Raw genomic sequence first — 22,653 nt, 5'->3', positions numbered from 1 at the left:
GCCAGCTTCACCGACCTGAACGTGCATCACCGAATCCATAATCGCCAAGGCCTTTCAGGTCGATGCTTGCTCCCTCACCCCAGCCCTCTCCCTCCGGGAGAGGGCTGGGGTGAGGGAGTTTTTAAGAGGGCTATTCGTTATCCAACCCTTTACGCCGATAAGGAAAGACATCAATCACTTTCCCGGCGCGAATCGCCTCCTGCAGGCTCTTCCAGTAATCCGCGTTATACAACTCGCCATGCAACTGATCGAACAACTTGCGCTGCCCCGAATCGGCAAACAGAAACGGCGGAAACTCCTCAGGAAAGACATCCAGCGGCCCGATCGAGTACCACGGTTCAGAGGCCATTTCATCCTCGGGGGTGCGCGGTGCGGGGATGTGGCGGAAATTGGCTTCGGTCAGGAAGCAGATCTCGTCGTAGTCGTAGAACACCACCCGCCCGTGCCGGGTGACGCCGAAGTTTTTCAACAGCATGTCGCCGGGAAAGATGTTGGCCGCCGCCAATTGCTTGATCGCCAGGCCATAGTCTTCCAGCGCCTCGCGCACCTGTGCATCGTTGGCGTTTTCCAGATAGAGGTTCAGCGGGGTCATCCGGCGCTCGGTCCAGCAGTGGCGGATCAGCACCGTGTCGCCTTCGACCGAGACGGTGGACGGCGCCACCTCCAGCAGTTCTTCCAGGCACGCCGGATCGAACTTGCTCAGCGGGAAACGGAAATCGGCGAATTCCTGGGTATCGGCCATGCGCCCGACCCGGTCGACGCTTTTCACCAGCCGGTATTTCTCGATCACCGTGGCGCGATCAACGTTTTTCGACGGCGAGAAGCGGTCCTTGATGATCTTGAACACGGTGTTGAAGCCCGGCAGGGTAAACACGCTCATGACCATGCCGCGCACGCCCGGGGCCATGATGAACTGGTCATCGGTGTTGGCCAGGTGGTTGATCAACGCACGGTAGAACTCGGACTTGCCGTGTTTGTAGAAACCGATTGAGGTGTACAGCTCGGCGATGTGCTTGCCCGGCAGTATGCGTCGCAGAAAACCGATGAATTCCGCCGGCACCGGCACATCGACCATGAAATACGAGCGGGTAAAGGAAAAGATGATCGACACGTCGGCTTCGTCGGTGATCAACGCGTCAATCTGAATCCCGCGTCCTTCACGGTGCAGCAGCGGAATCACCAGCGGCCACTGTTCGTCACGGGTGTAGATGCGCCCGACCAGGTAGGCCCCCTTGTTGCGGTAGAGCACCGAAGAAAACAGCTCGACGCTCAGTTCCGGGTCCTTGCACACCCAGTCCGGCAGGTTCTCGCGCAGTTGCGCTTCGAGGCGGCGCAAGTCGCCGGGCAAATCGGCGTAATCTTCGCTGAAGCGGTAATCGGCAAAAATGCTCGCCAGCATCGCGCTCAACTGGCCTTGCGGCTTGTAGGTGCGGGTCTGCGCGGCCCGTGCGCGGCGCAGGCTCGGACGCGTGGTGTGGATGAACATGCAGCCATCGCTGATCAGGTCATGGCTGAACAGCCCGCAGAAGATCGAGTTGTACCAGGTCTCGGACAATTCATCGTCGAAGCGCAGGTCGATGACGCTGATGTAGGCGCTTTTCACCAGTGGCCAGCAACTGACATTCATGAGTGCTTCGTCATCGAAGTACTCCCGCAGGCGGGCAATGGTTTCGCCGACTTTCTCTTCGTAGAGGTTGATTCGCGCCGCAGATGCGGTTTGCGTCTCCTGCCAGCGAGCCTGTTCGAAACGCTCCCGGGCGCCGTCGGTAATGCGCCGGAAATGCTCGCGGTAATCGTCAAAGCCTTCGAGAATCATCCGGGCGATGTCGGTGGCTGGCCATGGCTGCGGCATAGATGGGACCTCGGCGTGCAAGTGGGAATCCGTGCCAGAGCTTAGCCATGGATGCACCGGCAGGAGAAGTGCAATTTCTGCCAAATGCGCGGCAGGGTTGTACAACAACACAGTTTTTATCAAAGTTTTTTAGTCGACCGTTCGGTCAGCAAAGCCACCGACCAGTCGCGCACAACGCCCGCCAACCACGTGGCGCGGAGCCGCGTATTCATTGGCTTGCGGATCCAATAGCCGCCCCAGCGCTCTAGCCTGCATCTCTTCCTCTGTTATTCATGCTGCAGCAACACTCGGCATGACGTGCGCAGATTGGTCTTACCAAAATAGTGGCACTTTGATATACAGGCCGCCATCACCCTCTTCACAACAAGATCCTCGACTGACGGGGACGACCTCTCCCCCCCAAAGATCAAGGAGCACATTGATGTCTATCCGCAATCTGCGCATCGGTTTGCGCGCCGGTTTGAGTTTTGCCGTGCTGGCCAGTCTGTTGGTGATCGTCGGCCTGTTTGGCCTGGGTCAGATGAAAACTCTGCGTGAAAGCGCTGCGGTCATCGAAGAGTCGTGGATGCCGAGCATCGAAAGCATTCATGACGCCGCCGCGAACATTGCCAGCATCCGCCTCGAATCCCTGCGCCTGATCACCAGCACCCAGCCAGCCGTGCGTGACAGAAGCAAAGGCCTGATCAAGGTGCAGCGCGAAGAATTGCTCAAGCGTCTCAAAGACCATGAAGCCTTGCTCACCAGCGATCAGGAACGGGGCATGCTCGCAGGCTTGAGTGCCGACATCGGCAAGTACATGAGCATCCTCGACCAGATCATCAGCCAGATCGACGCCGGGCAAACTGAACAGGCCTACACCCGTTTGAACAATGATCTGGCGCCACAGGGCAGAGTGCTCGACACAACCCTGGAGCAGATGATCAGCCTCAACCAGCAAGGTGCCGACGCCGCCGCCGAGGCCGCCGCCGACATGTACCAGCGGGCGCTGTGGATCGTTGCGACGATTATCGTCACCGCGTTGATTGCCACGCTGTTGCTGGCGTGGCAGCTGACCCGCAGCATTACTACGCCGATCAATCAGGCGCTGAAGGTGGCCCAGCGCATCGCCGCCGGCGACCTCAGCGGCGAGATCGTCAGCAGCGGTCGCGATGAGGCCGCGCAATTGCTCGATGCCCTCGCGCAAATGCAGGGCAATCTGCGCTCGACCATTCGCGGCATCAGCGAGTCGGCGCAGCAACTGGCCTCCGCCGCCGAAGAAATGAGCTCGGTGATGGAACAAAGCACCCGCGGCCTGCAACAGCAGAATGACCAGATCGAACAGGCCGCCACCGCCGTCACCGAGATGAGCACAGCTGTGGATGAAGTCGCCGCCAACGCCGTGTCCAGTGCCGAGGCTTCCGAAGCGTCGAACGAAGACAGCAAGCATGGCCACGTCCAGGTCAGTGAAACCATCCGTTCGATTCAAGAACTGGTCACCACCGTGCTCGGTGCCTCGGAACAGGCCGAAGGCCTCGCCACCCAGGCCCAGGACATCAGTAAGGTGCTGGAGGTGATTCGCGGGATCGCCGGGCAGACCAACCTGCTGGCGCTCAACGCCGCCATCGAGGCTGCGCGGGCCGGTGAGGCCGGGCGCGGTTTTGCCGTGGTCGCCGATGAAGTGCGCTCGCTGGCGCAGCGTACGCAGAACTCCACCGAAGAAATCGAGTTGATGATCAGCAGCATCCAGCACGGCACCGGCGCGACGGTCGGCGCGTTGCAAAGCAGCGCCGAGCAGGCCAGTCACACCCTGCGTCGGGCCAACAGCGCCGGGCAGGCACTGGAGAAGATCACCGCGTCGATTGGGCAAATCAACCAGCGCAATCTGGTGATCGCCAGCGCCGCCGAACAGCAGGCGCTGGTGGCGCGCGAGGTCGACCAGAATCTGGTCAGCATCCGCGATCTCTCGACGCAAACCGCGGCCGGCGCCACCCAGACGTCGGCCGCCAGCCAGGAGCTGTCGCGGCTGGCGGTAGACCTCAATGGTCTGGTCACGCGCTTCGTGATCTGAGGGAAAAATTAAATGCCCCGATAGCGGTTGCCATCGCCGGGGCGCTCGGCAACACTCTCGTCCCGATCAAGGAAGGAGTGTTGTCGTGAGCCCTGTCGATATTTTCCGCATGCTGTCGCTGGCCGCCATCTGGGGTGCGAGCTTCCTGTTCATGCGCATTATTGCGCCGGTGATCGGCACGATTCCGACGGCATTCTTTCGGGTGTCGATTGCGGCTGTCGGGCTGCTGGTGATTCTCGGCCTGATGCGTATCAACTGGGATTTCAAGGGCAAGCTGAAAACCGTGATGTTGCTGGGGGTGATCAACTCGGGCATTCCGGCGACCCTGTATTCGGTCGCGGCGCAAGTGTTGCCCGCGGGTTATTCGGCGATCTTCAACGCCACCACGCCGCTGATGGGCGTATTGATTGGCGGCTTGTTCTTCAGCGAGAGGCTCACCGTCGCCAAACTGACGGGCGTGTTCCTGGGATTGTTCGGTGTCGGCGTGCTCACCCGCGCAGGGCCCGTGGCCTTCGACCTGGAATTGTTGATGGGCGCCCTCGCCTGCCTGCTCGCGACCACCTGCTACGGCTTTGCCGGATTCCTCACCCGTCGCTGGCTGGACCATACCGGTGGGCTCGACAGCCGACTGTCGGCCGTGGGCAGCATGCTCGGTGCCTCATTGTTTCTCTTGCCGCTGTTCGGCTACAGCGTCATCACTGCGCCACCGGCAAGCTGGGGTGGCTGGAATGTCTGGCTGTCGCTGCTCGGCCTGGGCCTGGGTTGCACGGCATTCGCCTACATCATTTACTTCCGCCTGCTCAGCTCGATTGGCCCGGTGAAGTCAATGACCGTAACCTTCATGATTCCGGCGTTCGGCGTGCTGTGGGGCGCATTGTTGCTGGATGAGCCGCTGTCGATGGCGCACCTGTATGGCGGGGTGTTGATTGCCTTGGCGTTGTGGCTGGTGTTGAAGCCTGCGGTGGTGAAGCCTGCCGAGGTGGCGGCTCGCTGATTCAGTCTTCGCGGGCAAGCCTGCTCCCACAGTGATTGATGTCGTCCACATCCTGCGGCTCGACACAAAACCCTGTGGGAGCGGGCTTACCCGCGATGGCGACCGAACAGCCGCCACCTCAACTGGCTATCAGCTGGATTTACGGAACACAAACGCCAGACCGACAATGATCAACAGCATCCCCAACACGCTCAACGCGGCCAGACGATTACCGAAGATCAGATAGTCCATCACCGCTGTCACCGCCGGCACCAGATAAAACAGGCTGGTGACATTCACCAGATTGCCCCGCGCGATCAGGCGATACAGCAACAGCGTCGCCAGCACCGACACCACCAGGCCCATCCACAACACCGGCACGATAAACCCTGCGCTGTGTTCGAAATGAAACGGCTGGAACGGCACGAAGATCCCGCACAGCAACAGCCCGGCCAGGTATTGCACCGGCAGCGTGCCGAGGGGATTGTCAGTGATGCCTTTCTGCATGATCGAGCCCAGTGTCATGCTCGCCAGCGCCAGCAGACCGAAGAGCATCCCGGCCCAGGACATACCGGCCAGACCGATCCCTTGAAACACCACCATGATCAGCCCTGCCAGCCCCAGCGTCAGCCCGAACAGGCGGCTCGCCGAGCGCTGCCGCTCCATCAATACAACGGTGAGAATCGGCTGCACGCCCATGATGGTCGCCATCACTCCCGGAGTGATTCGGGTGTTAAGGGCCAGCAGATAGAAAATCTGATAAGCCCCCAACAGCACCACCCCGGTGGCGATTGCATAGAGCATCGGCCTGCCGCCCTTGGGCAGCTTCAACTTGAGCAACGGCGCCAGCAGCAACAGCCCGCACAGGGCAATCACAAAGCGAATCAGCAGAAAGGCGAAGGGTGACGCATGGGCCAGGCCCCATTTGGAGAAGATCGCCCCGCTGCTCCACAGCAGAACGAACAGGCTCGTGGACGTCGCCGCGAGCACGGTTTTTTTCGAAAGGACAAACATGAATACCACCTGTAGTCAGGCAAAAAGCCAACTCAGCCGAAGCTGAAGTTCAGTAGGTTTTTCTGGCGGGCGCAGGGGTCAGCAGAGAATGCCGATCAGCCCGAAACGCCAACGCCCGGCGGTGATACGACTGCGCACACCGGCGTGCTACTGACAGGTGGAGGGTAATGACTGATCTGCCCAGGCTGCTGATTCCCGCACGGCACGACGCCAGCGTTGACCGCTGAATCGACTACCGCGTTGATGAGGGATGCAGGCATCGGGGCTGATCTTTGTTGAGGGTCTGGAAGGTGAATCGCCTGATTCACGAGCGCCGACTATAACCAGCGCGGAACATGGATTGCAACGATTTGTACAAAGGGCCAGCAGGGACAGCTCGAAGGCAGGCACATAGGCTGATGAGCAACGGATAGGCCCATTGATGGGGAGACAGGGAATGCTCGAAATTACATGCCAAGGGAACGGACGAATTTGCGGTATCAGTGGTATCGGTCAGAGGCGAGGAAGCAGGCGGCCAATACTTTTGCAAAACTACAGAAAGATTTGCAGCAGAAGGGGATCGTCGATGTCGACCACTCCAGAGTCCGATTTGAAGCTGTCGATGCGCTGGCTCTGAATGCCTATGAAGAATGGCTCGACCCTCATTTTTCATGGCAAGAAATTGTCAGGTGGAAATCCAGAGAACCGATGGGTTTTGATTTGGCTATCTGGTTTGACCATGAGCTCTGCGGGCTGTGCTTTGCAAACCCGAATCAGAGTCGGTTACGCGTGAAAATCGTGCGACTGGAAGGCAAGCCTGGCAACGATCACCCGCTCAAGAGTCGGATCGCGACGTTTGCCCTGACAGCTGTTACTCACTTCGCGCGAATCATTGGCAGTGAGCAGATCGAAATTCAGGAGCCTCTAGCAGGGGTTATTCCTCTCTACCGGCAACTGGGTTTCGATTTCGACTCAGAGGGGCGGCTTGTGATGCCTGTCGACTACGTCTAGTATCAGCTCAACTGCTCATTTAATGATCAATTTCGGAGGCGCCATGAAAAATCTCGTAGAAAGCAAAGCGCCAGACGTCAAATCGACCAACAGCAAGCGCTGTTCTGGGGAGTTGTCTGAAAAAGAGTTGCGCCGAATTACAGAAGCATTGGCAAAGCCCGCCAGTGAGGAGCCGGGAGGTGTTCTCGCCGGCGCCTCATTCACCTTCGCCTCATGAAAAAACCGCTCACAAGGAGCGGTTTTTTTTGTGATTGCGTTCAGCCTCAACCAAACAGCCAATACCCCAGCAATGTCAGCACCACCACCGCCAAAATCGGGCGCATGATGCGGTAGGCCTTGGGATTACGGCGTTTCCACTGTTTGACCACCCCACTGAACCTGTCGCTGAAGTTTTTGCTCCAGGCGTAGGCCTGGTTGATGCCGCCAACACGCTCGTCGTCAAGGTTCTGGGGTGCTGTTGCGCGCCCCAGCCAGCCGCTGATGAAGCGGTTGATGCGAGTCATCAAACGGTTGCTCAACGGACGCTCGATGTCGCAGAACAGAATGACGCGGGTTTTCTCGGTTTCGTTCTTGACCCAGTGCACATAGGTCTCGTCGAACATCACGTCTTCCCCGTCGCGCCAGGCGTAGACCTGACCATCGACGAAGATCCGGCAATCGTCAGAGTTTGGCGTCGACAGGCCCAAGTGATACCGCAGGGAGCCGGCAAACGGATCACGGTGCGGGTTCAGGTGGCTGCCACCCGGCAACAGCGCGAACATTGCCCCTTTGACATTGGGAATCGCACTGACCAGCGCCACGGTCTTCGGGCACAGGGCCTCGGCCGATGGCAGCGGCTTGTCGTACCACTTGAGGTAGAAACGTTTCCAGCCCTTTTTGAAGAACGAACCAAAACCGGCATCGTTGTTCTTCTCGGCGGCACGAATATAGCCCTCGTCGAACAGGTGCATGGCTTCGTCGCGAATGGTTTCCCAGTTGTCCCGCAGCACGTCCAGCTCCGGGAACTTGCTGCGATCCAGATACGGTTTGGACGGCACACCGGAGAACAGGTACATCAGGGCGTTGTACGGAGCGAACAGCGCCGAGTGGTTGACGAACTGACGCAGGACCGGCAAACGCGCCCGACCGCGCAAATGCACGTAGAGGATGCTGCCCACGAACAGCAGCAACACCAACACCTTGGCGGCTAACGAAAAGGTCATCAACGACTCCTTGAATAAAGACAACGCTGCGCAAGGCCCTTTACTCGGCATGGCAGCCGGCCATGATAAACACTACCGGCCTCGGGAAAAACCCGCCCAAGCCAAGATTCAGTGTTAAGAATTGCGCAACAAAGCATTTATTAGCATAACGATCCTGAATCCCGGCTGACCTGAATCAATGGGTTTACTGCTGATTCTCCTGTTCGGTGAACAGATCGCTGAACAACATGCTCGACAGATAGCGCTCGCCGGAGTCAGGCAAAATCACCACGATGGTCTTGCCCTGCATCTCCGGTGTTTCTGCCAGGCGTACCGCTACCGCCATGGCCGCGCCGCACGAAATACCGCACAAAATCCCCTCTTCCTGCATCAATCGCAGCGCCATGGCCTTGGACTCGTCGTCGGTCACCTGCTCCACCCGATCAACCATCGACAAATCGAGGTTCTTCGGCACGAAACCGGCACCAATCCCCTGAATCTTGTGTGGGCTCGGCTTGATCTCTTCGCCCGCCAGCGCCTGACTGATCACTGGCGAGGACACCGGCTCCACCGCCACCGACAGGATCGGTTTGCCCTGGGTATTCTTGATATACCGCGAAACGCCGGTGATGGTTCCGCCGGTCCCGACACCAGCCACCAACACGTCGACTGCGCCATCGGTGTCGTTCCAGATTTCCGGCCCCGTGGTTTTCTCGTGAATCGCCGGATTGGCCGGGTTGTCGAACTGCGAAGGCATAAAGTACTTGTCGGCATCACTGGCAACAATTTCGGCGGCCTTCTCGATCGCACCTTTCATGCCCTTGGCCGGTTCGGTCAGCACCAGCTCGGCGCCCAGCGCCTTGAGTACTTTACGACGCTCGATGCTCATCGAGGCCGGCATGGTCAGCATCAACTTGTAGCCTCGGGCGGCCGCGACAAAGGCCAGGCCGATGCCGGTGTTGCCCGAAGTCGGCTCGACAATGGTCATCCCCGGCTTGAGTTTGCCGCTGCTTTCGGCGTCCCAGATCATGTTGGCGCCAATCCGGCACTTGACCGAATAACCGGGGTTACGCCCCTCGATCTTGGCCAGAATGGTGACGCCGCGCGGCGCGATACGGTTGATCTGCACCAGCGGTGTGTTGCCGATGGAATGGGCGTTGTCAGCAAAAATACGGCTCATGGCTGGGTCCTTATGCAGCATTGAATTCAACGCCCAAGGTAAGCCTGTTGCCCAGCGCAGTCCAGTCAGGTCGAACGTCTGCGGCACACAACAGTCAATCGCTTACATCGTCAGGGAATTACCGTCATGAAACGTCGCTACAGCTGGCCATTAGGGATTTTTGCCGTCGTCGTTGTGTTGCTGATCGCGCTGCACATCGCCCTGCCCTACATGGTGCGCGACTACCTGAACGGCAAACTGGCGGACATGGGCGATTATCGGGGCCAGATTACCGACGTTGATCTGGCTTTGTGGCGCGGCGCGTACAAGATCAACGGGCTGAAAATCGTCAAGGTCGACGGCAAGGTACCGGTGCCGTTCGTCAACGCACCCGTGATTGATCTGGCGGTCAGCTGGCACTCGCTGTGGTACGACCATGCCGTGGTGGCGCAGGTGCAGTTCCTCAATCCCGAGGTCAACTTCGTCGATGGCGGGGCCAACAAGCAGAACTCCCAGACCGGTAAAGGCACCGACTGGCAAGCGCAACTCAGTAAATTGCTGCCGATCACCCTCGACGAGGTGCAGATCCACGACGGCAAGATCAGCTTCCGCAACTTCAGCTCAAGCCCACCGGTAAATATGAATGCCACCCAGGTCGAGGCCAGCGTCTACAACCTGACCAACGTGGTCGACAAGCAGGGCAAACGCGATGCCCGCTTCGAAGGCAAGGCCCTGCTGCTGGGGCATGCACCATTGGAAACCACCGCCACCTTCGACCCGCTGAGCAATTTCGAAGACTTCCAGTTCCGCCTGCGTGCCCGTGACATCGAACTCAAGCGCATGAACGATTTCGCCTCGGCCTACGGCAAGTTCGATTTCAACGCCGGCCACGGCGATGTGGTCATCGAAGCCCAGGCGAAAAAAGCTCAGGTCAGCGGCTACATCAAGCCACTGCTGCGTGACGTCGAAGTGTTCAACTGGCAACAGGACGTGGAAAACAAGGACAAGAGCATCTTCCGCTCAGTCTGGGAGGCCATCGTCGGCGGCTCGGAAACCGTGCTGAAGAACCAGGCCAAAAACCAGTTCGCCACCAAGGTCGAACTCAGTGGCAACGTGCATCAGCAAAACATCAATGGATTCGAAGCGTTCTTGCAGATTTTGCGCAATGGTTTCATCCAGGCTTTCAATGCGCGGTATGAACGGCCGAAGCCGGATGCGGGCTAAGACTTACGATTGACCACATATCGACCAGACTCTTCAGCTGCCAGCGTGGACTTTTGCTGCAATGAGTCCCAACCGAGACAAGCCAAGGCTAATGACCTTGGCACCGTCTCCCGCCCGTTACTGTATCGGCTGATGCTGCGGGCACTGACACCCAGCGCCTCGGCTGCCTGATTCAGAGAGAGTCCGGTACGTGCGCGCCAACCGATGAAAATACGGGTGTTGTCATCGGCAGTGTTTTGAGCCAGTGCATCCATATAAAGCGTGTCTGCGCCAATCTGTATATCGGGCTCGAGCCATTCGACAGTCCAGCCATGGTCGTCCAGGGTCGCAGTCGCAAACAGTTCGGGATCCAGCAATGGTTGCAGACCTGGATAAGCGTGGATATCTCGGCGCAGATCAAGCGTCAGATCCTGACCATCAATAAAAGTCAGTTTCAATCGAAAATCCGACAGTGCCTGCACAGCCGACAGACGAGGCCTTTTCATGGGTAACATCGTTTCCAGTCCTCCCGCAGTTGCGCTTGATGAGCCGCCACCCAAGCCAATGCGTCCTCGATAATCAGCGGTGGTGCCTTGCCCGTCGTGACTTCAACGGTTTCAACGCTCAGCATCACTTCCACCCCGCCACCGATCAAGTGGACATGGGGTGGAGGGTGATCCTTCTCGCGCAACTGAATGCGGTATTTGTCGCGAAATCGGTACTTAGTCGTCATGCCCGACAGGCTATCGCCAAATCGGCGATACTCGAATGCTGGCCCCGCGCCGAAACCGAGTCAACATGTGACGCCCCATTCAGAGACTGAATAAGCCGTCTGCGTTCACAGTCGACCGGGCTGCGCGTTATAGTCGGGGCATCCGATTTTTTCGCCCCCGCCCTGCCCGTGCAGGTCGGCGTTACCGTTCGAGGATTAGCAGATGAAGTTCGAAGGCACCCAGGCCTACGTCGCCACCGATGACCTGAAGCTGGCGGTCAACGCCGCTATCACCCTGGAGCGGCCGCTGCTGGTCAAGGGCGAACCGGGCACCGGCAAGACCATGCTCGCCGAGCAACTGGCCGAATCGTTCGGCGCCAAGCTGATCACCTGGCACATCAAGTCCACCACCAAGGCCCACCAGGGTCTGTACGAGTACGATGCGGTCAGTCGTCTGCGCGACTCGCAACTGGGCAACGAAAAAGTCCACGACGTGCGCAACTACCTGAAGAAGGGCAAGCTGTGGGAAGCGTTCGAGTCCGAAGAGCGGGTCATTCTGCTGATCGACGAAATCGACAAGGCCGACATCGAGTTCCCTAACGACTTGCTGCAAGAACTCGACAAGATGGAGTTCTACGTTTACGAGATCGACGAAACGATCAAGGCCAAAAAGCGCCCGATCATCATCATTACCTCCAACAACGAGAAAGAGCTGCCGGACGCTTTCCTGCGCCGCTGCTTCTTCCACTACATCGCCTTTCCGGACCGCACCACCCTGCAGAAAATCGTCGACGTGCACTACCCGGACATCAAGAAGGATCTGGTCAGCGAAGCGCTGGACGTGTTCTTCGACGTGCGCAAGGTGCCGGGCCTGAAGAAGAAGCCGTCGACCTCGGAACTGGTGGACTGGCTGAAGCTGCTGATGGCTGACAACATCGGCGAAGCGGTGCTGCGCGAGCGCGATCCGACCAAAGCCATTCCGCCGCTGGCCGGTGCGCTGGTGAAGAACGAGCAGGACGTGCAACTGCTTGAGCGTCTGGCGTTCATGAGCCGTCGCGGCTCTCGATAAGGGCATCGTCATGCTGCTCAACCTGTTCAATGAAATGCGTGCAGCCAAGGTGCCGGTGTCGGTGCGCGAGCTGCTCGACCTGATCAACGCGCTGAAACAGCGCGTGACCTTCGCCGACATGGACGAGTTCTACTACTTGTCGCGGGCGATCCTGGTCAAGGACGAACGGCATTTCGACAAGTTCGACCGCGCGTTCGGCGCTTACTTCAATGGCCTGGAAAAACTCGACGATCACTTGCAGGCGCTGATTCCCGAAGACTGGTTGCGCAAGGAATTCGAGCGCTCGCTGACCGATGAAGAGCGCGCGCAGATTCAGTCCCTAGGCGGCCTCGACAAGCTGATCGAAGAGTTCAAGAAGCGCCTGGAAGAACAGAAGGAACGCCACGCCGGCGGCAACAAATGGATCGGCACCGGCGGCACCAGTCCGTTCGGTTCCGGCGGTTTCAACCCGGAAGGCATCCGTGTCGGCGATGCCGGCAAGCGTCAGGGCAAAGCCGTCAAAGTCTGGGATCAGCGCGAGTACAAGAACCTCGACGACTCGGTGGAACTGGGCACGCGCAACATCAAGGTCGCCCTGCGTCGTCTGCGCAAGTTCGCCCGCCAGGGCGCGGCGGAAGAGCTGGACATCGACGGCACCATCGACCACACCGCCAAGGACGCCGGCCTGCTGAATATCCAGATGCGTCCGGAACGGCGCAACACGGTGAAGCTGTTGTTGCTGTTCGACATCGGCGGCTCGATGGATGCACACGTGAAGATCTGCGAGGAACTGTTCTCGGCCTGCAAGACCGAGTTCAAGCATCTGGAGTACTTCTACTTCCACAACTTCATTTATGAATCGGTGTGGAAGAACAACATGCGCCGCACCTCTGAGCGCACCTCGACCCAGGACCTGCTGCACAAGTACGGTGCCGACTATAAAGTGATCTTCATCGGTGACGCTGCGATGGCGCCGTATGAAATCACCCAGGCCGGCGGCAGCGTCGAGCACTGGAACGAAGAGCCGGGCTACGTGTGGATGCAGCGCTTCATGGAGAAGTACAAGAAGCTCATCTGGATCAATCCGTATCCAAAGGACACGTGGGGCTATACCTCCTCGACCAATATCGTGCGTGATTTGATCGAGGATCAGATGTATCCGCTGACCCTGCGCGGGTTGGAAGAAGGGATGCGGTTTCTGTCCAAATAATTGCTGCTGTCTGGACGGACGCCATCGCGGGCAAGCCCGCTCCCACAGTTCTCGAGTTGGACACAAATCTTGTGAACACCGCTGAACCCTGTGGGAGCCGGGCTTGCCCGCGATGCTTTTAGCAAATCGAAAAGCGCTGCAAATACTCGACATGCTCCCGGTGCGCAAGTTCTTGCACCACCGGCCTCAACCGCACCTGCGCCCCCGGCAGACACTGCGCCAGACGCGCCAGCGCCAACGGCGTCAACGCCCCCAACCGCGGATAGCCGCCAATGGTCTGCCGATCATTGAGCAGCACAATCGGCTGCCCGTCCGGCGGCACCTGCACCGCACCCAACGCAATCCCCTCGGAAATCATCGGCTGGCCCTGATACTGCAACGCTTTGCCCAGCAGCCGAATGCCCATGCGGTCGGCGCGACTGTCGAGCGTCCAACGACTGTTGAAGACATCAAACAGACTTTGCCCACTGAACTGGCCGATCTGTGCGCCGAGCACCAGGTCCAGCGGCGTATTCAGCCGCAAATCAGGTCGATGCTTCTGCGACATTTCACGCACCGGCAGCACGTCTGCGTGGTAACTCAGCGTCGCGCCCTTGGCCAGTGGCAATCCCAGCCCCTCGAGACCACCGAGTTCTTCGCGCACCACGGTGGCGCTGCTGCCCAGCACCTTCGGCGCATCAAAACCACCGGGGGCTGCCAGATAAGCCCGAGCCCCGAGCAACGGTTGGGTGAACTGCAGTTGCTGACCTTTACCCAGTTTGAAACTGCGCCATGGCGCCAACGGCTGACCGTCGATTCGTGCATCGAGATCAGCGCCGGCCAACGCCAGCCAGCAATCCTCCTGCGCTACCACGGCAAACCCGCCGAGGGTGATTTCGATCACCGGCAGGTCCAGTCGATTACCCAGTAGCCAGTTGGCCCAGCTCATCGAACACCAGTCCGCCGCGCCGCCCTGGGTCACGCCCAAATGGCGAACGCCAAAACGTCCGGCATCCTGCAACAAGCACAGGGGCGTGCTCGCCTCTATCATCAGTCGGCTCATGTCAGCGCCTCCAGCGGGGTGTCGTCGCCGCCAAGATTAATGAACTCGGCGTGACTGACCGCTTCGAATCGCACCGTGTCACCCGGCTGCATCAGGCTGTAACCGTCGCGATGGCGGTCGAACAGTTTGGCCGGGGTGCGCCCGATCAGGTTCCAGCCACCGGGAGACACCACGGGATACGCGGCGGTCTGGCGCTCGGCGATACCGACGCTGCCAGCGGCGACTTTCTTGCGCGGGGTGTCCAGACGCGGCGCTGCCAGCACCTCTTCCACCAGCCCCATGAAGGCAAAACCCGGGGCAAACCCAAGCGCAAAGACCTGATATTCCCGGCCACTGTGACGCCGGATCACCTCCTCCACCGACAAGCCGCTGCGTTGCGCCAACAGGCTCAACTCGGGGCCGACACTGAGGTCGTACCAGACCGGCAGCACATGACACTGGCCGGCCGTTCGGGCATTCGGCGACAGCTCGATCAGGGCTTGCGCGATCAATTCACGGGCCTGATTCGGGCTCAGCGCGGTCAGGTCGTAATGCACCATCAACGTGGTGTAGGACGGCACCAGGTCGATCAACTGCGCGCCAAACGTGGCCCGCAGGCGTTCACTGGCGGCGAGCATCCACGGCATGTTGGCTTCGGCGATTTCATCGAACAGGCGCAGCATCAGGCAGTCCAGGGCCACCACTTCAATCCGTGGGTTCATGGCGCGCTCTGCTGGTTCAGGGCCTCACGAATGCGTTGCACGGCGGCCACCGAACTGGCGTTGTCGCCATGCACGCACAAGGTGTTGGCCTGCAGGTGCAGCGCGCTGCCGTCGCTGGCGACGAGGTCGCCGCCACGGGCGATGGTCAGGGCCTGTTCGATGATGGTTTGCGCATCGTGATGCACTGCGCCCGGCTGTTGCCGCGATACCAGTCTGCCGGCACTGTCGTAGGCACGGTCGGCGAAGGCTTCGAACCACAGGGTCACGCCGTACTCGTCACCGAGCTGTTGCGCCAACGCGTTGTCGCGGGTGGCCATCAGCATCAGCGGCAAGCTGCGATCGTAAGCGGCGACAGCTTGAATCACTGCACGCAATTGCGCCGGGTTGGCCATCATGTCGTTGTACATCGCGCCGTGGGGTTTGACGTAGCTGACTCGCCCGCCCTGTGCCCGACAAATGCCGTCGAGGGCGCCGATCTGGTAATGCAGGATGTCTTGCAGTTCTTGCGCCGAATACGCCATCGAACGGCGGCCGAAACCGACCAGATCCTGATAGGCCGGATGCGCACCGATCTGTACGCCGTGGCTCAAGGCGAGGCTGACGGTTTTGCGCATGATGCCTGGGTCACCGGCATGGAAACCGCAGGCCACATTGGCGCAATCAATGAAAGGCATGACTTCGGCGTCCAGACCCATGGTCCAGCTGCCGAAACTCTCGCCAATGTCGCAATTCAATAACAGGCGGCTCACGGTCAACACTCCTGTAGCTTTTTGTCTTTCTATCCGTAGGACAAATGCCCGGTGGGCACTGCCCCCGCAGGTTATCAGTTACTGCGCATCCAGTTGCTTGCCGCGGGTTTCCGGCAGGCTCAACGCCGCCAGGATCACCACCCCGTAGGACACCGCCGCGAACGCGCCGATACCCACGCTCAGCGGGACTTTCTGACTGAGCAAGCCGATCAGCAGCGGAAACAGCGCCGCCAGCGCCCGGCCGATGTTGTAGCAAAACCCTTGGCCGGAACCGCGAATCCGCGTAGGAAACAGCTCGGTGAGAAACGCGCCCATGCCGCTGAAAATTCCCGAAGCGAAAAAGCCCAGCGGAAAACCCAGCCACAGCATCACGCCGTTGCTGACGGGCATCTGCGTGTACAGCAAGACGATGGTGAACGAGCCGACCGCAAACAGGATGAAATTCTTTTTACGTCCCAACAGGTCGGTGAGATAAGCACTGATCACATAGCCGACGTAGGAACCGACGATCACCATTGCCAAATAACCGCCGGTGCCGAGCACGCTCAAACCGCGTTCATTCTTGAGGAATGTCGGTAGCCAGGAGGTGATCGCGTAGTAGCCGCCCAAAGCGCCGGTGGTCAACAGGGAGGCGCGAAACGTGGTGAAGAGCATGCCGGGGGCGAAGATCTCGTAGAACTTCGCCGAATTCTCCGGGGTTTGCGCAGCCTTGGCCTCGCGATAGATCTCCGGATCTTTCACCAGGCGACGGACGAAAATCACAAAAATCGCCGGCACGATGCCGAGGATGAACAGCGCGCGCCAGGCGTCTTCCGGCGGCAATACCGAGAACAGCAGCGCATACAGAATCGCCGTCAGCCCCCAGCCCAGAGCCCAGCCGGATTGCACCATGCCCACCGCTTTGCCGCGGTCCTTGGCGCGGATCACTTCACCGATCAGCACCGCGCCGGCGGTCCACTCGCCGCCGAAACCGAAGCCCATCAGGGTGCGGGCGATCAGCAGTTGCTCATAGTTCTGGGCGAAGCCGCAGAGGAAGGTGAAGAAGGCGAACCACAGCACCGTCAGTTGCAGGGTGCGCACGCGGCCGATGCGGTCGGAGAGAATCCCTGCCACCCAGCCGCCGATGGCCGAGGCGATCAGGGTGCTGGTGTGAATCAGCCCGGCCTGCCCGGTGCTGATGCCCCACATGGCGATCAGGGTCGGCACCACGAAGCTGAGCATCTGCGTGTCCATGCCGTCCAGACCGTAGCCGATCTTGCAGCTCCAGAACGTGCGACGCTCTTGCTGATTGATGTTGCGATACCAGTCGAACGGCCCCGGACGCGCCGTTGCCGTGGATGCTTCTAGGGTGTCGGGAGCACTCATGGCTTATCTCCGCAGGTTTTTTATTGGTCTTGTTCGTAGCCCCGACGACGCCTATCGTGGGGGCCGGATACGCCGATTTTTGGGCGCGTCGCCCGGCTGCGTCCAACGAATAAAAACCCGCCTTAGGCATAAGAAAAATTTGTCACCCGAGCCGTTGCCATGAATCTGAAGTTTCTCGAGACCTTTGTCTGGGTCGCCCGGCTGAAGAGTTTTCGCCTGACCGCCGACAAGCTGTTCACCACCCAGGCGTCGATTTCCAGCCGCATCGCGGTGCTCGAGGGCGAGCTGGGGGTGAAGCTGTTTTTGCGTGATTCACGCGGCGTCAGCCTGACGCCCGAAGGCCTGAAGGTGCTGGACTATGCCGAGCAGATGCTCGACACCATGCAGGCGCTGAAGCACTCGATCGAGACCCGTTCGAGCAAGGTCGGCCGGGTGCGCATCGGGGTGATGGACACGGTGATCCACACCTGGCTCAGCCCGTTGGTGGCGCAGATGACTGATCTGTATCCACGGGTGGAAATCGAGCTGGTGGCGGATACGTCGTTGAACCTCTGCGATCAGTTGCAAAAAGGCTTTCTCGATATCGTCCTGCAAACTGACCTGATCCGCCATGAAAGCGTGCGCAGTCTGGAGCTGGCCAGTCATCCGCTGGGCTGGATCGTCGCCAGTAACTCAATCTACAACCGCGACTACGCCGACCTGGCCGAACTGGCGCAGGAACGGATCATCACCTACTCGAAAAACTCCCGGCCGCATCAGGACCTCCTGGCGCTGATGCAGGCCAACGGCGTGCTGACGCCACGTTTGAACTGCGTGAATTCGGTGTCGGCGATCACGCGGTTGTTGCGTGATGGATTTGGCATCGGCGTGCTACCACCGGTGTTGGTCGCCGAGGAGTTGGCGCGAGGCGAATTGACCTTGCTGGACATTGATCAGCGACCGCCAAATTTGCAGGTGGTGGTGTCTTGGCGGGTGGGGGTTGAGTGGGTCGAGGAGATCGTGACGTTGTGTCAGCAGGTGCTGGGGGACTATGCGCGCAAGGTGGGCGATAACTACATCACCCTCACTGACTGATCACACCTGTGGTGAGGGGATTTATCCCCGATGGGCTGCGTAGCAGCCCTTAAACCTGCAGCATCAGGTTTATCTGACACACCATAAGGGGGCCGCTTTGCGCCCCATCGGGGATAAATCCCCTCACCACAAAATCCCCTCACTTCAAGGGATTGTGCAGAACTTACAAGCCACGCACGTCGCGGTCTTCGATCGGCCGGCTCTGGCGCAAACGCCGGCCGCCCAGCACCACCCAGTCAATCAGACGAATCAGGCACTCGATGCCGAACGACAGCAACAATGCCCCGCTCATGCCCCAGATCATCGCCTCTGGCGTCAGCAGGATCTGGTAGCTGTAACCGTTCCAGGTTTCCTTGCGAATGTCGGGATCCGCCGCCAGCACCACCTGCAGAAAGCGGATGTACCACGGGCCTTGCATCGCCTGGTATTGCTTGTCCAGCGCGATCTGCCGGTTGAGCAAGGTGCTCAGGCTGTCGGCATCGCTGCGAAACACCGGGTCTTCACTGGCACGGTAATGCGCGACCAGCGCCTGCAAGTCGCCCTTGAAGAACTGCTCGGCAGTACCCTGGAAACCACGCAGACCGGTTTGCGCCTCGATCAGATGCGCCTCGACGCGTTTGGCGTAATCGCTGATGAACCCCGGCACCTGGACACCGATCAACAGGCCCGCCGCAAACAACACCAGCCGTAGATAACTGAGCAACATGGGGTGCAATCCTTATTCGGTCGTGCCCTGGCTGACGCATTCGCCGCGTCGCCACAGGCTCCATTGGCCCGGTTCGTAGCGGGTCCAGGTTTCATTTTCGGTCAAAGGCTCGGTGGCGATCACCGTGACCACGTCGTTGGGCGTGGTTTCGGCCTGGAAATCGACGATCACATCGACGTCCTTGAGCCGTGCCGGACCGAACGGCGCGCGTCGGGTGATCTGTGCCAGTTTGGTCGAGCAATAGCAGAACAGCCAGTCGCCGTCGCTGAGCAGGCAGTTGAACACGCCTTTGCTGCGGTATTCGGCGCACGCGGCGACCAGATCCGGCAACAGCACTTCTATATCGACCGGTTCCGGGAAGGCTGCACGCACGCGGTTGAGCAAATCGCAGAACGCCGCTTCGCTGTCGGTGTCGCCCACCGGGCGGTAGAAACTCTTGATCGGGGTGAAATCGGCGAGCTGGCCGTTGTGCGCGAAACACCAGTTGCGCCCCCACAGTTCACGCACGAACGGGTGGGTGTTGGACAGGCAGACCTTGCCCACGTTGGCCTGACGAATATGGCCGATGACCACTTCGCTCTTGATCGGATAACGTTGTACCAGATTGGCGACTTCCGACTCACTGCTGGCGGCCGGGTCCTGAAACAGGCGCAAACCGCGACCTTCATAGAAGGCGATGCCCCAGCCGTCGCGGTGCGGGCCGGTACGCCCGCCGCGCTGCATCAGGCCGGTGAAGCTGAACACGATATCGGTCGGCACGTTGGCACTCATGCCCAGTAATTCACACATGTGCGGACTCTCGGGATTACAGACGCGGCTCGACCCGCATGCGCTGCGGATTGTTCGGCACCGGCGGACGACCGTAGCGGTCATCACCGGCAGCGCCGAACGGTTGATCGTCGTCACGGTCATCGGCACGCGCCGCCGCTTTGGCGGCCTCGGCCTGCTCGCGACGGGCGCGGGAGGCGCGTTCGATCGGGAAGCGGATCAACACGAAAATCAGGTAGATGCCAAAGGCGATCATGCCGTACATGAACAGGTCGGAAATCGCCCGCCAGGCGTTGTTGCCGACCTTGAAGGCCAGATCCAGCGCAGTGATGGCGATGGACGGTGCAACCTTGGCTTTCACCGGGTCAATGATGGTCGGGCTGAACAGCAACACCGCCATCAGCACCCGCAGCGGCTCGCGCAGCCAGCGCCACATCCAGCGGGTCAGGCGCATCCATACCAACAGGCAGCCTACAGCGGCAAAGGCGTAGAGGCCCCAGGCGATCAGATAGTCGTTCTCGGTCATGGTGTCCATGGCAAGGCAGGCAAAGAGGCGCTTATAGTAACGACTTTTCGTCCGCCAGGCTTGTCCCAATGCCAGACGGCCAGCAGCCAACCTGTGGGAGCGAGCTTGCTCGCGAAAGCGGTGGGTCAGTGAAACAAATGTCATCTGACACGACGCCTTCGCGAGCAAGCTCGCTCCCGCAGGGGTCGGTGGCGGTCTCAAGAGCGGCGCCCCCTTATTTCCGAACATTGTCCGAGAGCCTTCCATGCCCCAATCCGCCCATGCCATCACTGCTCCGATTGCCCACAAGGCGCCCGGTGCCGACCCGTATGCCTGGCTGCAGGAGCGCGACACCGACGCGGTGCTCGACTACCTCAAGGCTGAAAACGCTTATCAGGAAGCGCAAACCGCCGATCAGGCCAAGCTGCGTGAAAGCCTGTTCGAAGAGATCAAGGGCCGGATTCTCGAGACCGACCTGTCCCTGCCCTCGCCGTGGGGTCCGTATCTGTATTACACGCGCACCACCGCTGGCGACGAATACGCCCGGCATTACCGCTGCCCGCGTCCGGCGGACGACAGCCTGACCCTCGACGAAAGCCGCGAGCAACTGCTGCTCGACCCGAACGTGCTGGCCAATGGCGGCTTTTTCTCTCTCGGCGCGTTCAGCATCAGCCCGGATCACCAGCGCCTGGCCTACAGCGTCGACGCGTCGGGCGACGAGATCTACACGCTGTTCGTCAAGGAACTGGCCAATGACAAGGTCAGCGAACTGGAATTCGAAGACTGCGACGGCAGCATGACCTGGGCCAACGACAGCCTGACCCTGTTTTTCGGGGTACTCGACGACACCCACCGCCCGCACAAACTGTTTCGCTACCGCCTCGACGGCACCGCCGCCGAAGAGGTGTTCCACGAGCCGGACGGGCGTTTCTTCCTGCATTGCTATCGCTCCAGCTCCGAACAGCAATTACTGCTGACCTTGGGCAGCAAGACCACCACTGAAGTCTGGGCACTGGACGCGCATCAGCCGCACCTGCCCTTCACCTGCCTGGCGCCACGGGTCGAAGATCACGAATACGACGTCGACCACGGCATGCTCGATGGCGCATGGACCTGGTTCATCCGCACCAACCGCGACGGCATCAACTTCGCCCTGTATCAGGCGCCGGACACCGGGGTCGCGCCGAGCGAAGCCGACTGGCAGAACTTGATCGCGCACAGCGACACGGTGATGCTCGACGGCGTCACCCTCAACGCCGAGGCCATGACCCTGAGCCTGCGCGAAGGCGGCCTGCCGATCATCGAGGTGCACTCACAGGGTTTGCCCTCGTATCGCGTGCAACTGCCGGATGCGGCCTACAGCCTCTATGTGCAAAACAGCCTGGAGTTCGACAGCGATCGCATTCGTCTGCGCTACGAGGCGTTGAACCGTCCGGCGCAGGTGCGACAGTTGCTGCTGGCCACCGGCGAGCAAACCGTCCTCAAGGAAACCCCGGTGCTCGGCCCGTTCGACGCCGACGCCTACGTCAGCCAACGCCTGTGGGCCACCGCGCCGGATGGCACACAGGTGCCGATCAGCCTGGTGATGAAACGCGAAATGGTCGGCAAAGCGGTGCCGCTGTACCTTTACGGTTATGGCGCCTACGGCTCCAGCCTCGACCCGTGGTTCTCCCACGCGCGCCTGAGTCTGCTTGATCGCGGCATGGCGTTTGCCATCGCCCACGTGCGTGGCGGCGGCGAGCTGGGCGAAGCCTGGTACCGCGCCGGCAAGCAGGAACACAAGCACAACACCTTCAGCGATTTCATTGCCTGCGCCGAATTCCTGATCCTCAACGGCATCACCACCGCCGAGAAACTGGCGATCAGCGGCGGCAGTGCCGGGGGTCTGCTGATCGGCGCGGTGCTCAATCAGCGGCCGGACCTGTTCGGCGTGGCGATTGCCGAAGTGCCGTTCGTCGACGTGCTCAACACCATGCTCGACCCGGAGCTGCCGCTGACCGTCACCGAATACGACGAATGGGGTAACCCCGAAGAGCCGGACGTCTATGAGCGGATCAAGGCCTACGCTCCTTACGAAAACGTCACCGCGCAGGCCTATCCGGCAACACTGGTGATCGCCGGCTACAACGACAGCCGCGTGCAGTACTGGGAAGCGGCCAAATGGGTGGCGAAACTGCGGGCGACCAAGACCGACGATAACGTGCTGCTGCTCAAGACCGAACTCGGCGCCGGGCACGGCGGGATGAGCGGGCGTTATCAGGGATTACGTGACGTAGCGCTCGAATACGCATTTGTTTTCAAGGTTCTGGGGTTGGCCTGAGGAACTCCGTCGGTCACTTGGGTCTTAATTCCAG

At 60.1% G+C, this 22,653-nt stretch carries 22 protein-coding genes; 9 read left to right on the top strand and 13 right to left on the bottom strand.

Annotated features, from left to right (window positions below; all coding sequences use genetic code 11):
- Positions 1–130 precede the first annotated feature (130 nt).
- Complete coding sequence (gene aceK, locus HV782_RS08070; protein ID WP_123465542.1) at positions 131–1,852, bottom strand: bifunctional isocitrate dehydrogenase kinase/phosphatase; 1,722 nt, start codon at positions 1,850–1,852, stop codon at positions 131–133.
- A gap of 292 nt (positions 1,853–2,144) precedes the next feature.
- Here aceK and HV782_RS08065 point away from each other — a divergent pair, with 292 nt between their 5' ends.
- Together HV782_RS08065 and HV782_RS08060 are read left to right on the top strand one after the other, a co-directional pair.
- The gene (locus HV782_RS08065; protein WP_437180212.1) at positions 2,145–3,899 is read left to right on the top strand and encodes a methyl-accepting chemotaxis protein; all 1,755 of its coding nucleotides are present in this window, start codon (positions 2,145–2,147) and stop codon (positions 3,897–3,899) included.
- Between the two features lie 85 nt (positions 3,900–3,984).
- Positions 3,985–4,893: a DMT family transporter gene (locus HV782_RS08060; protein ID WP_123465539.1), complete on the top strand. Its 909-nt coding sequence runs from the start codon at positions 3,985–3,987 to the stop codon at positions 4,891–4,893.
- A 129-nt stretch (positions 4,894–5,022) separates the two neighbouring features.
- Here the strand turns inward: HV782_RS08060 and HV782_RS08055 are convergent, their stop codons facing one another.
- Positions 5,023–5,886, bottom strand: a complete 864-nt coding sequence (locus tag HV782_RS08055; RefSeq protein WP_128616353.1) for a DMT family transporter — start codon at positions 5,884–5,886, stop codon at positions 5,023–5,025.
- A gap of 450 nt (positions 5,887–6,336) precedes the next feature.
- On the opposite strand from HV782_RS08055, the gene HV782_RS08050 reads away from it, so the two are divergent.
- Together HV782_RS08050 and HV782_RS08045 are read left to right on the top strand one after the other, a co-directional pair.
- A complete protein-coding gene (locus tag HV782_RS08050) occupies positions 6,337–6,876 on the top strand; it encodes a hypothetical protein (RefSeq protein WP_123465535.1) in 540 nt (179 codons plus the stop codon).
- Positions 6,877–6,919: 43 nt separating this feature from the next.
- The gene (locus HV782_RS08045) at positions 6,920–7,093 is read left to right on the top strand and encodes a hypothetical protein (RefSeq protein WP_185015791.1); all 174 of its coding nucleotides are present in this window, start codon (positions 6,920–6,922) and stop codon (positions 7,091–7,093) included.
- A gap of 46 nt (positions 7,094–7,139) precedes the next feature.
- On the opposite strand, the gene HV782_RS08040 is transcribed toward HV782_RS08045, so the two are convergent.
- Positions 7,140–8,078 carry an aspartyl/asparaginyl beta-hydroxylase domain-containing protein gene (locus HV782_RS08040; protein ID WP_186744623.1) on the bottom strand — a complete coding sequence of 313 codons (939 nt, stop codon included), beginning with the start codon at positions 8,076–8,078 and terminating at the stop codon, positions 7,140–7,142.
- 184 nt (positions 8,079–8,262) lie between these two features.
- Positions 8,263–9,237, bottom strand: coding sequence for a cysteine synthase A (gene cysK, locus HV782_RS08035; protein ID WP_123465531.1), 975 nt, complete (start codon positions 9,235–9,237; stop codon positions 8,263–8,265).
- 126 nt (positions 9,238–9,363) lie between these two features.
- Between cysK and HV782_RS08030 the strand changes: the two genes are divergently transcribed.
- Entirely contained in the window at positions 9,364–10,440 is a 1,077-nt protein-coding gene (locus tag HV782_RS08030; RefSeq protein ID WP_186744620.1) for a DUF748 domain-containing protein, read from the top strand.
- On the opposite strand, the gene HV782_RS08025 is transcribed toward HV782_RS08030, so the two are convergent.
- Positions 10,437–10,934, bottom strand: coding sequence for a DUF2442 domain-containing protein (locus HV782_RS08025; protein ID WP_186744617.1), 498 nt, complete (start codon positions 10,932–10,934; stop codon positions 10,437–10,439). The two genes, HV782_RS08030 and HV782_RS08025, sit on opposite strands and share 4 nt — an antisense overlap.
- Positions 10,922–11,152: a DUF4160 domain-containing protein gene (locus HV782_RS08020; RefSeq protein WP_186744615.1), complete on the bottom strand. Its 231-nt coding sequence runs from the start codon at positions 11,150–11,152 to the stop codon at positions 10,922–10,924. The genes HV782_RS08025 and HV782_RS08020 overlap by 13 nt, the downstream gene beginning before the upstream one ends.
- A gap of 202 nt (positions 11,153–11,354) precedes the next feature.
- Here HV782_RS08020 and HV782_RS08015 point away from each other — a divergent pair, with 202 nt between their 5' ends.
- Both HV782_RS08015 and HV782_RS08010 read left to right on the top strand, forming a co-directional pair.
- On the top strand, positions 11,355–12,200 hold the full coding sequence (locus HV782_RS08015) for an AAA family ATPase (RefSeq protein WP_025110627.1): 846 nt from the start codon (positions 11,355–11,357) through the stop codon (positions 12,198–12,200).
- A 10-nt stretch (positions 12,201–12,210) separates the two neighbouring features.
- Complete coding sequence (locus HV782_RS08010; protein ID WP_007956512.1) at positions 12,211–13,389, top strand: vWA domain-containing protein; 1,179 nt, start codon at positions 12,211–12,213, stop codon at positions 13,387–13,389.
- Between the two features lie 118 nt (positions 13,390–13,507).
- Here HV782_RS08010 and HV782_RS08005 read toward each other — a convergent pair whose 3' ends face one another.
- The 4 genes from HV782_RS08005 to HV782_RS07990 form a co-directional block, all read right to left on the bottom strand.
- Positions 13,508–14,431: a 5-oxoprolinase subunit C family protein gene (locus HV782_RS08005; protein WP_186744612.1), complete on the bottom strand. Its 924-nt coding sequence runs from the start codon at positions 14,429–14,431 to the stop codon at positions 13,508–13,510.
- Positions 14,428–15,132, bottom strand: a complete 705-nt coding sequence (pxpB, locus tag HV782_RS08000) for a 5-oxoprolinase subunit PxpB (RefSeq protein ID WP_123465522.1) — start codon at positions 15,130–15,132, stop codon at positions 14,428–14,430. The genes HV782_RS08005 and pxpB overlap by 4 nt, the downstream gene beginning before the upstream one ends.
- Entirely contained in the window at positions 15,129–15,881 is a 753-nt protein-coding gene (locus tag HV782_RS07995) for a 5-oxoprolinase subunit PxpA (RefSeq protein WP_123465520.1), read from the bottom strand. Before HV782_RS07995 ends, pxpB begins: the two co-directional genes overlap by 4 nt.
- 78 nt (positions 15,882–15,959) lie before the next feature.
- Positions 15,960–17,246 (bottom strand): MFS transporter, encoded by a 1,287-nt coding sequence (locus HV782_RS07990; RefSeq protein WP_123465518.1) that lies wholly within the window; start codon positions 17,244–17,246, stop codon positions 15,960–15,962.
- A gap of 159 nt (positions 17,247–17,405) precedes the next feature.
- On the opposite strand from HV782_RS07990, the gene HV782_RS07985 reads away from it, so the two are divergent.
- Entirely contained in the window at positions 17,406–18,320 is a 915-nt protein-coding gene (locus HV782_RS07985) for a LysR family transcriptional regulator (RefSeq protein ID WP_186744610.1), read from the top strand.
- Positions 18,321–18,483: 163 nt separating this feature from the next.
- Here HV782_RS07985 and HV782_RS07980 read toward each other — a convergent pair whose 3' ends face one another.
- Genes HV782_RS07980 through HV782_RS07970 form a run of 3 tightly spaced genes read right to left on the bottom strand, consistent with a single transcriptional unit; the run spans position 18,484 to position 20,329 of the window.
- Positions 18,484–19,026, bottom strand: a complete 543-nt coding sequence (locus HV782_RS07980; RefSeq protein ID WP_128616348.1) for a DUF2937 family protein — start codon at positions 19,024–19,026, stop codon at positions 18,484–18,486.
- 12 nt (positions 19,027–19,038) lie between these two features.
- A complete protein-coding gene (locus tag HV782_RS07975) occupies positions 19,039–19,815 on the bottom strand; it encodes a class II glutamine amidotransferase (RefSeq protein ID WP_025110635.1) in 777 nt (258 codons plus the stop codon).
- A gap of 16 nt (positions 19,816–19,831) precedes the next feature.
- Complete coding sequence (locus tag HV782_RS07970) at positions 19,832–20,329, bottom strand: hypothetical protein (protein WP_064586450.1); 498 nt, start codon at positions 20,327–20,329, stop codon at positions 19,832–19,834.
- A 235-nt stretch (positions 20,330–20,564) separates the two neighbouring features.
- On the opposite strand from HV782_RS07970, the gene HV782_RS07965 reads away from it, so the two are divergent.
- Complete coding sequence (locus HV782_RS07965) at positions 20,565–22,619, top strand: S9 family peptidase (protein ID WP_186744608.1); 2,055 nt, start codon at positions 20,565–20,567, stop codon at positions 22,617–22,619.
- The last annotated feature ends 34 nt before the right edge of the window (positions 22,620–22,653 follow it).

Source organism: Pseudomonas monsensis (genome assembly GCF_014268495.2).
Taxonomy (GTDB): Bacteria; Pseudomonadota; Gammaproteobacteria; order Pseudomonadales; family Pseudomonadaceae; genus Aquipseudomonas; species Aquipseudomonas monsensis.
The sequence above is the reverse complement of the archived record's forward strand: the minus strand, read 5'-3'. Positions and strand labels throughout refer to the sequence as shown.

Coding starts and splice junctions, on each gene's coding strand:
- aceK (WP_123465542.1), bottom strand. CDS start 1,852: ATGCCGCAGCCATGGCCAGCCACCGACATCGCCCGGATGATTCTCGAA.
- HV782_RS08065 (WP_437180212.1), top strand. CDS start 2,145: ATGACGTGCGCAGATTGGTCTTACCAAAATAGTGGCACTTTGATATAC.
- HV782_RS08055 (WP_128616353.1), bottom strand. CDS start 5,886: ATGTTTGTCCTTTCGAAAAAAACCGTGCTCGCGGCGACGTCCACGAGC.
- HV782_RS08050 (WP_123465535.1), top strand. CDS start 6,337: ATGCCAAGGGAACGGACGAATTTGCGGTATCAGTGGTATCGGTCAGAG.
- HV782_RS08045 (WP_185015791.1), top strand. CDS start 6,920: ATGAAAAATCTCGTAGAAAGCAAAGCGCCAGACGTCAAATCGACCAAC.
- HV782_RS08040 (WP_186744623.1), bottom strand. CDS start 8,078: ATGACCTTTTCGTTAGCCGCCAAGGTGTTGGTGTTGCTGCTGTTCGTG.
- cysK (WP_123465531.1), bottom strand. CDS start 9,237: ATGAGCCGTATTTTTGCTGACAACGCCCATTCCATCGGCAACACACCG.
- HV782_RS08030 (WP_186744620.1), top strand. CDS start 9,364: ATGAAACGTCGCTACAGCTGGCCATTAGGGATTTTTGCCGTCGTCGTT.
- HV782_RS08025 (WP_186744617.1), bottom strand. CDS start 10,934: ATGTTACCCATGAAAAGGCCTCGTCTGTCGGCTGTGCAGGCACTGTCG.
- HV782_RS08020 (WP_186744615.1), bottom strand. CDS start 11,152: ATGACGACTAAGTACCGATTTCGCGACAAATACCGCATTCAGTTGCGC.
- HV782_RS08015 (WP_025110627.1), top strand. CDS start 11,355: ATGAAGTTCGAAGGCACCCAGGCCTACGTCGCCACCGATGACCTGAAG.
- HV782_RS08010 (WP_007956512.1), top strand. CDS start 12,211: ATGCTGCTCAACCTGTTCAATGAAATGCGTGCAGCCAAGGTGCCGGTG.
- HV782_RS08005 (WP_186744612.1), bottom strand. CDS start 14,431: ATGAGCCGACTGATGATAGAGGCGAGCACGCCCCTGTGCTTGTTGCAG.
- pxpB (WP_123465522.1), bottom strand. CDS start 15,132: ATGAACCCACGGATTGAAGTGGTGGCCCTGGACTGCCTGATGCTGCGC.
- HV782_RS07990 (WP_123465518.1), bottom strand. CDS start 17,246: ATGAGTGCTCCCGACACCCTAGAAGCATCCACGGCAACGGCGCGTCCG.
- HV782_RS07985 (WP_186744610.1), top strand. CDS start 17,406: ATGAATCTGAAGTTTCTCGAGACCTTTGTCTGGGTCGCCCGGCTGAAG.
- HV782_RS07980 (WP_128616348.1), bottom strand. CDS start 19,026: ATGTTGCTCAGTTATCTACGGCTGGTGTTGTTTGCGGCGGGCCTGTTG.
- HV782_RS07975 (WP_025110635.1), bottom strand. CDS start 19,815: ATGTGTGAATTACTGGGCATGAGTGCCAACGTGCCGACCGATATCGTG.
- HV782_RS07970 (WP_064586450.1), bottom strand. CDS start 20,329: ATGGACACCATGACCGAGAACGACTATCTGATCGCCTGGGGCCTCTAC.
- HV782_RS07965 (WP_186744608.1), top strand. CDS start 20,565: ATGCCCCAATCCGCCCATGCCATCACTGCTCCGATTGCCCACAAGGCG.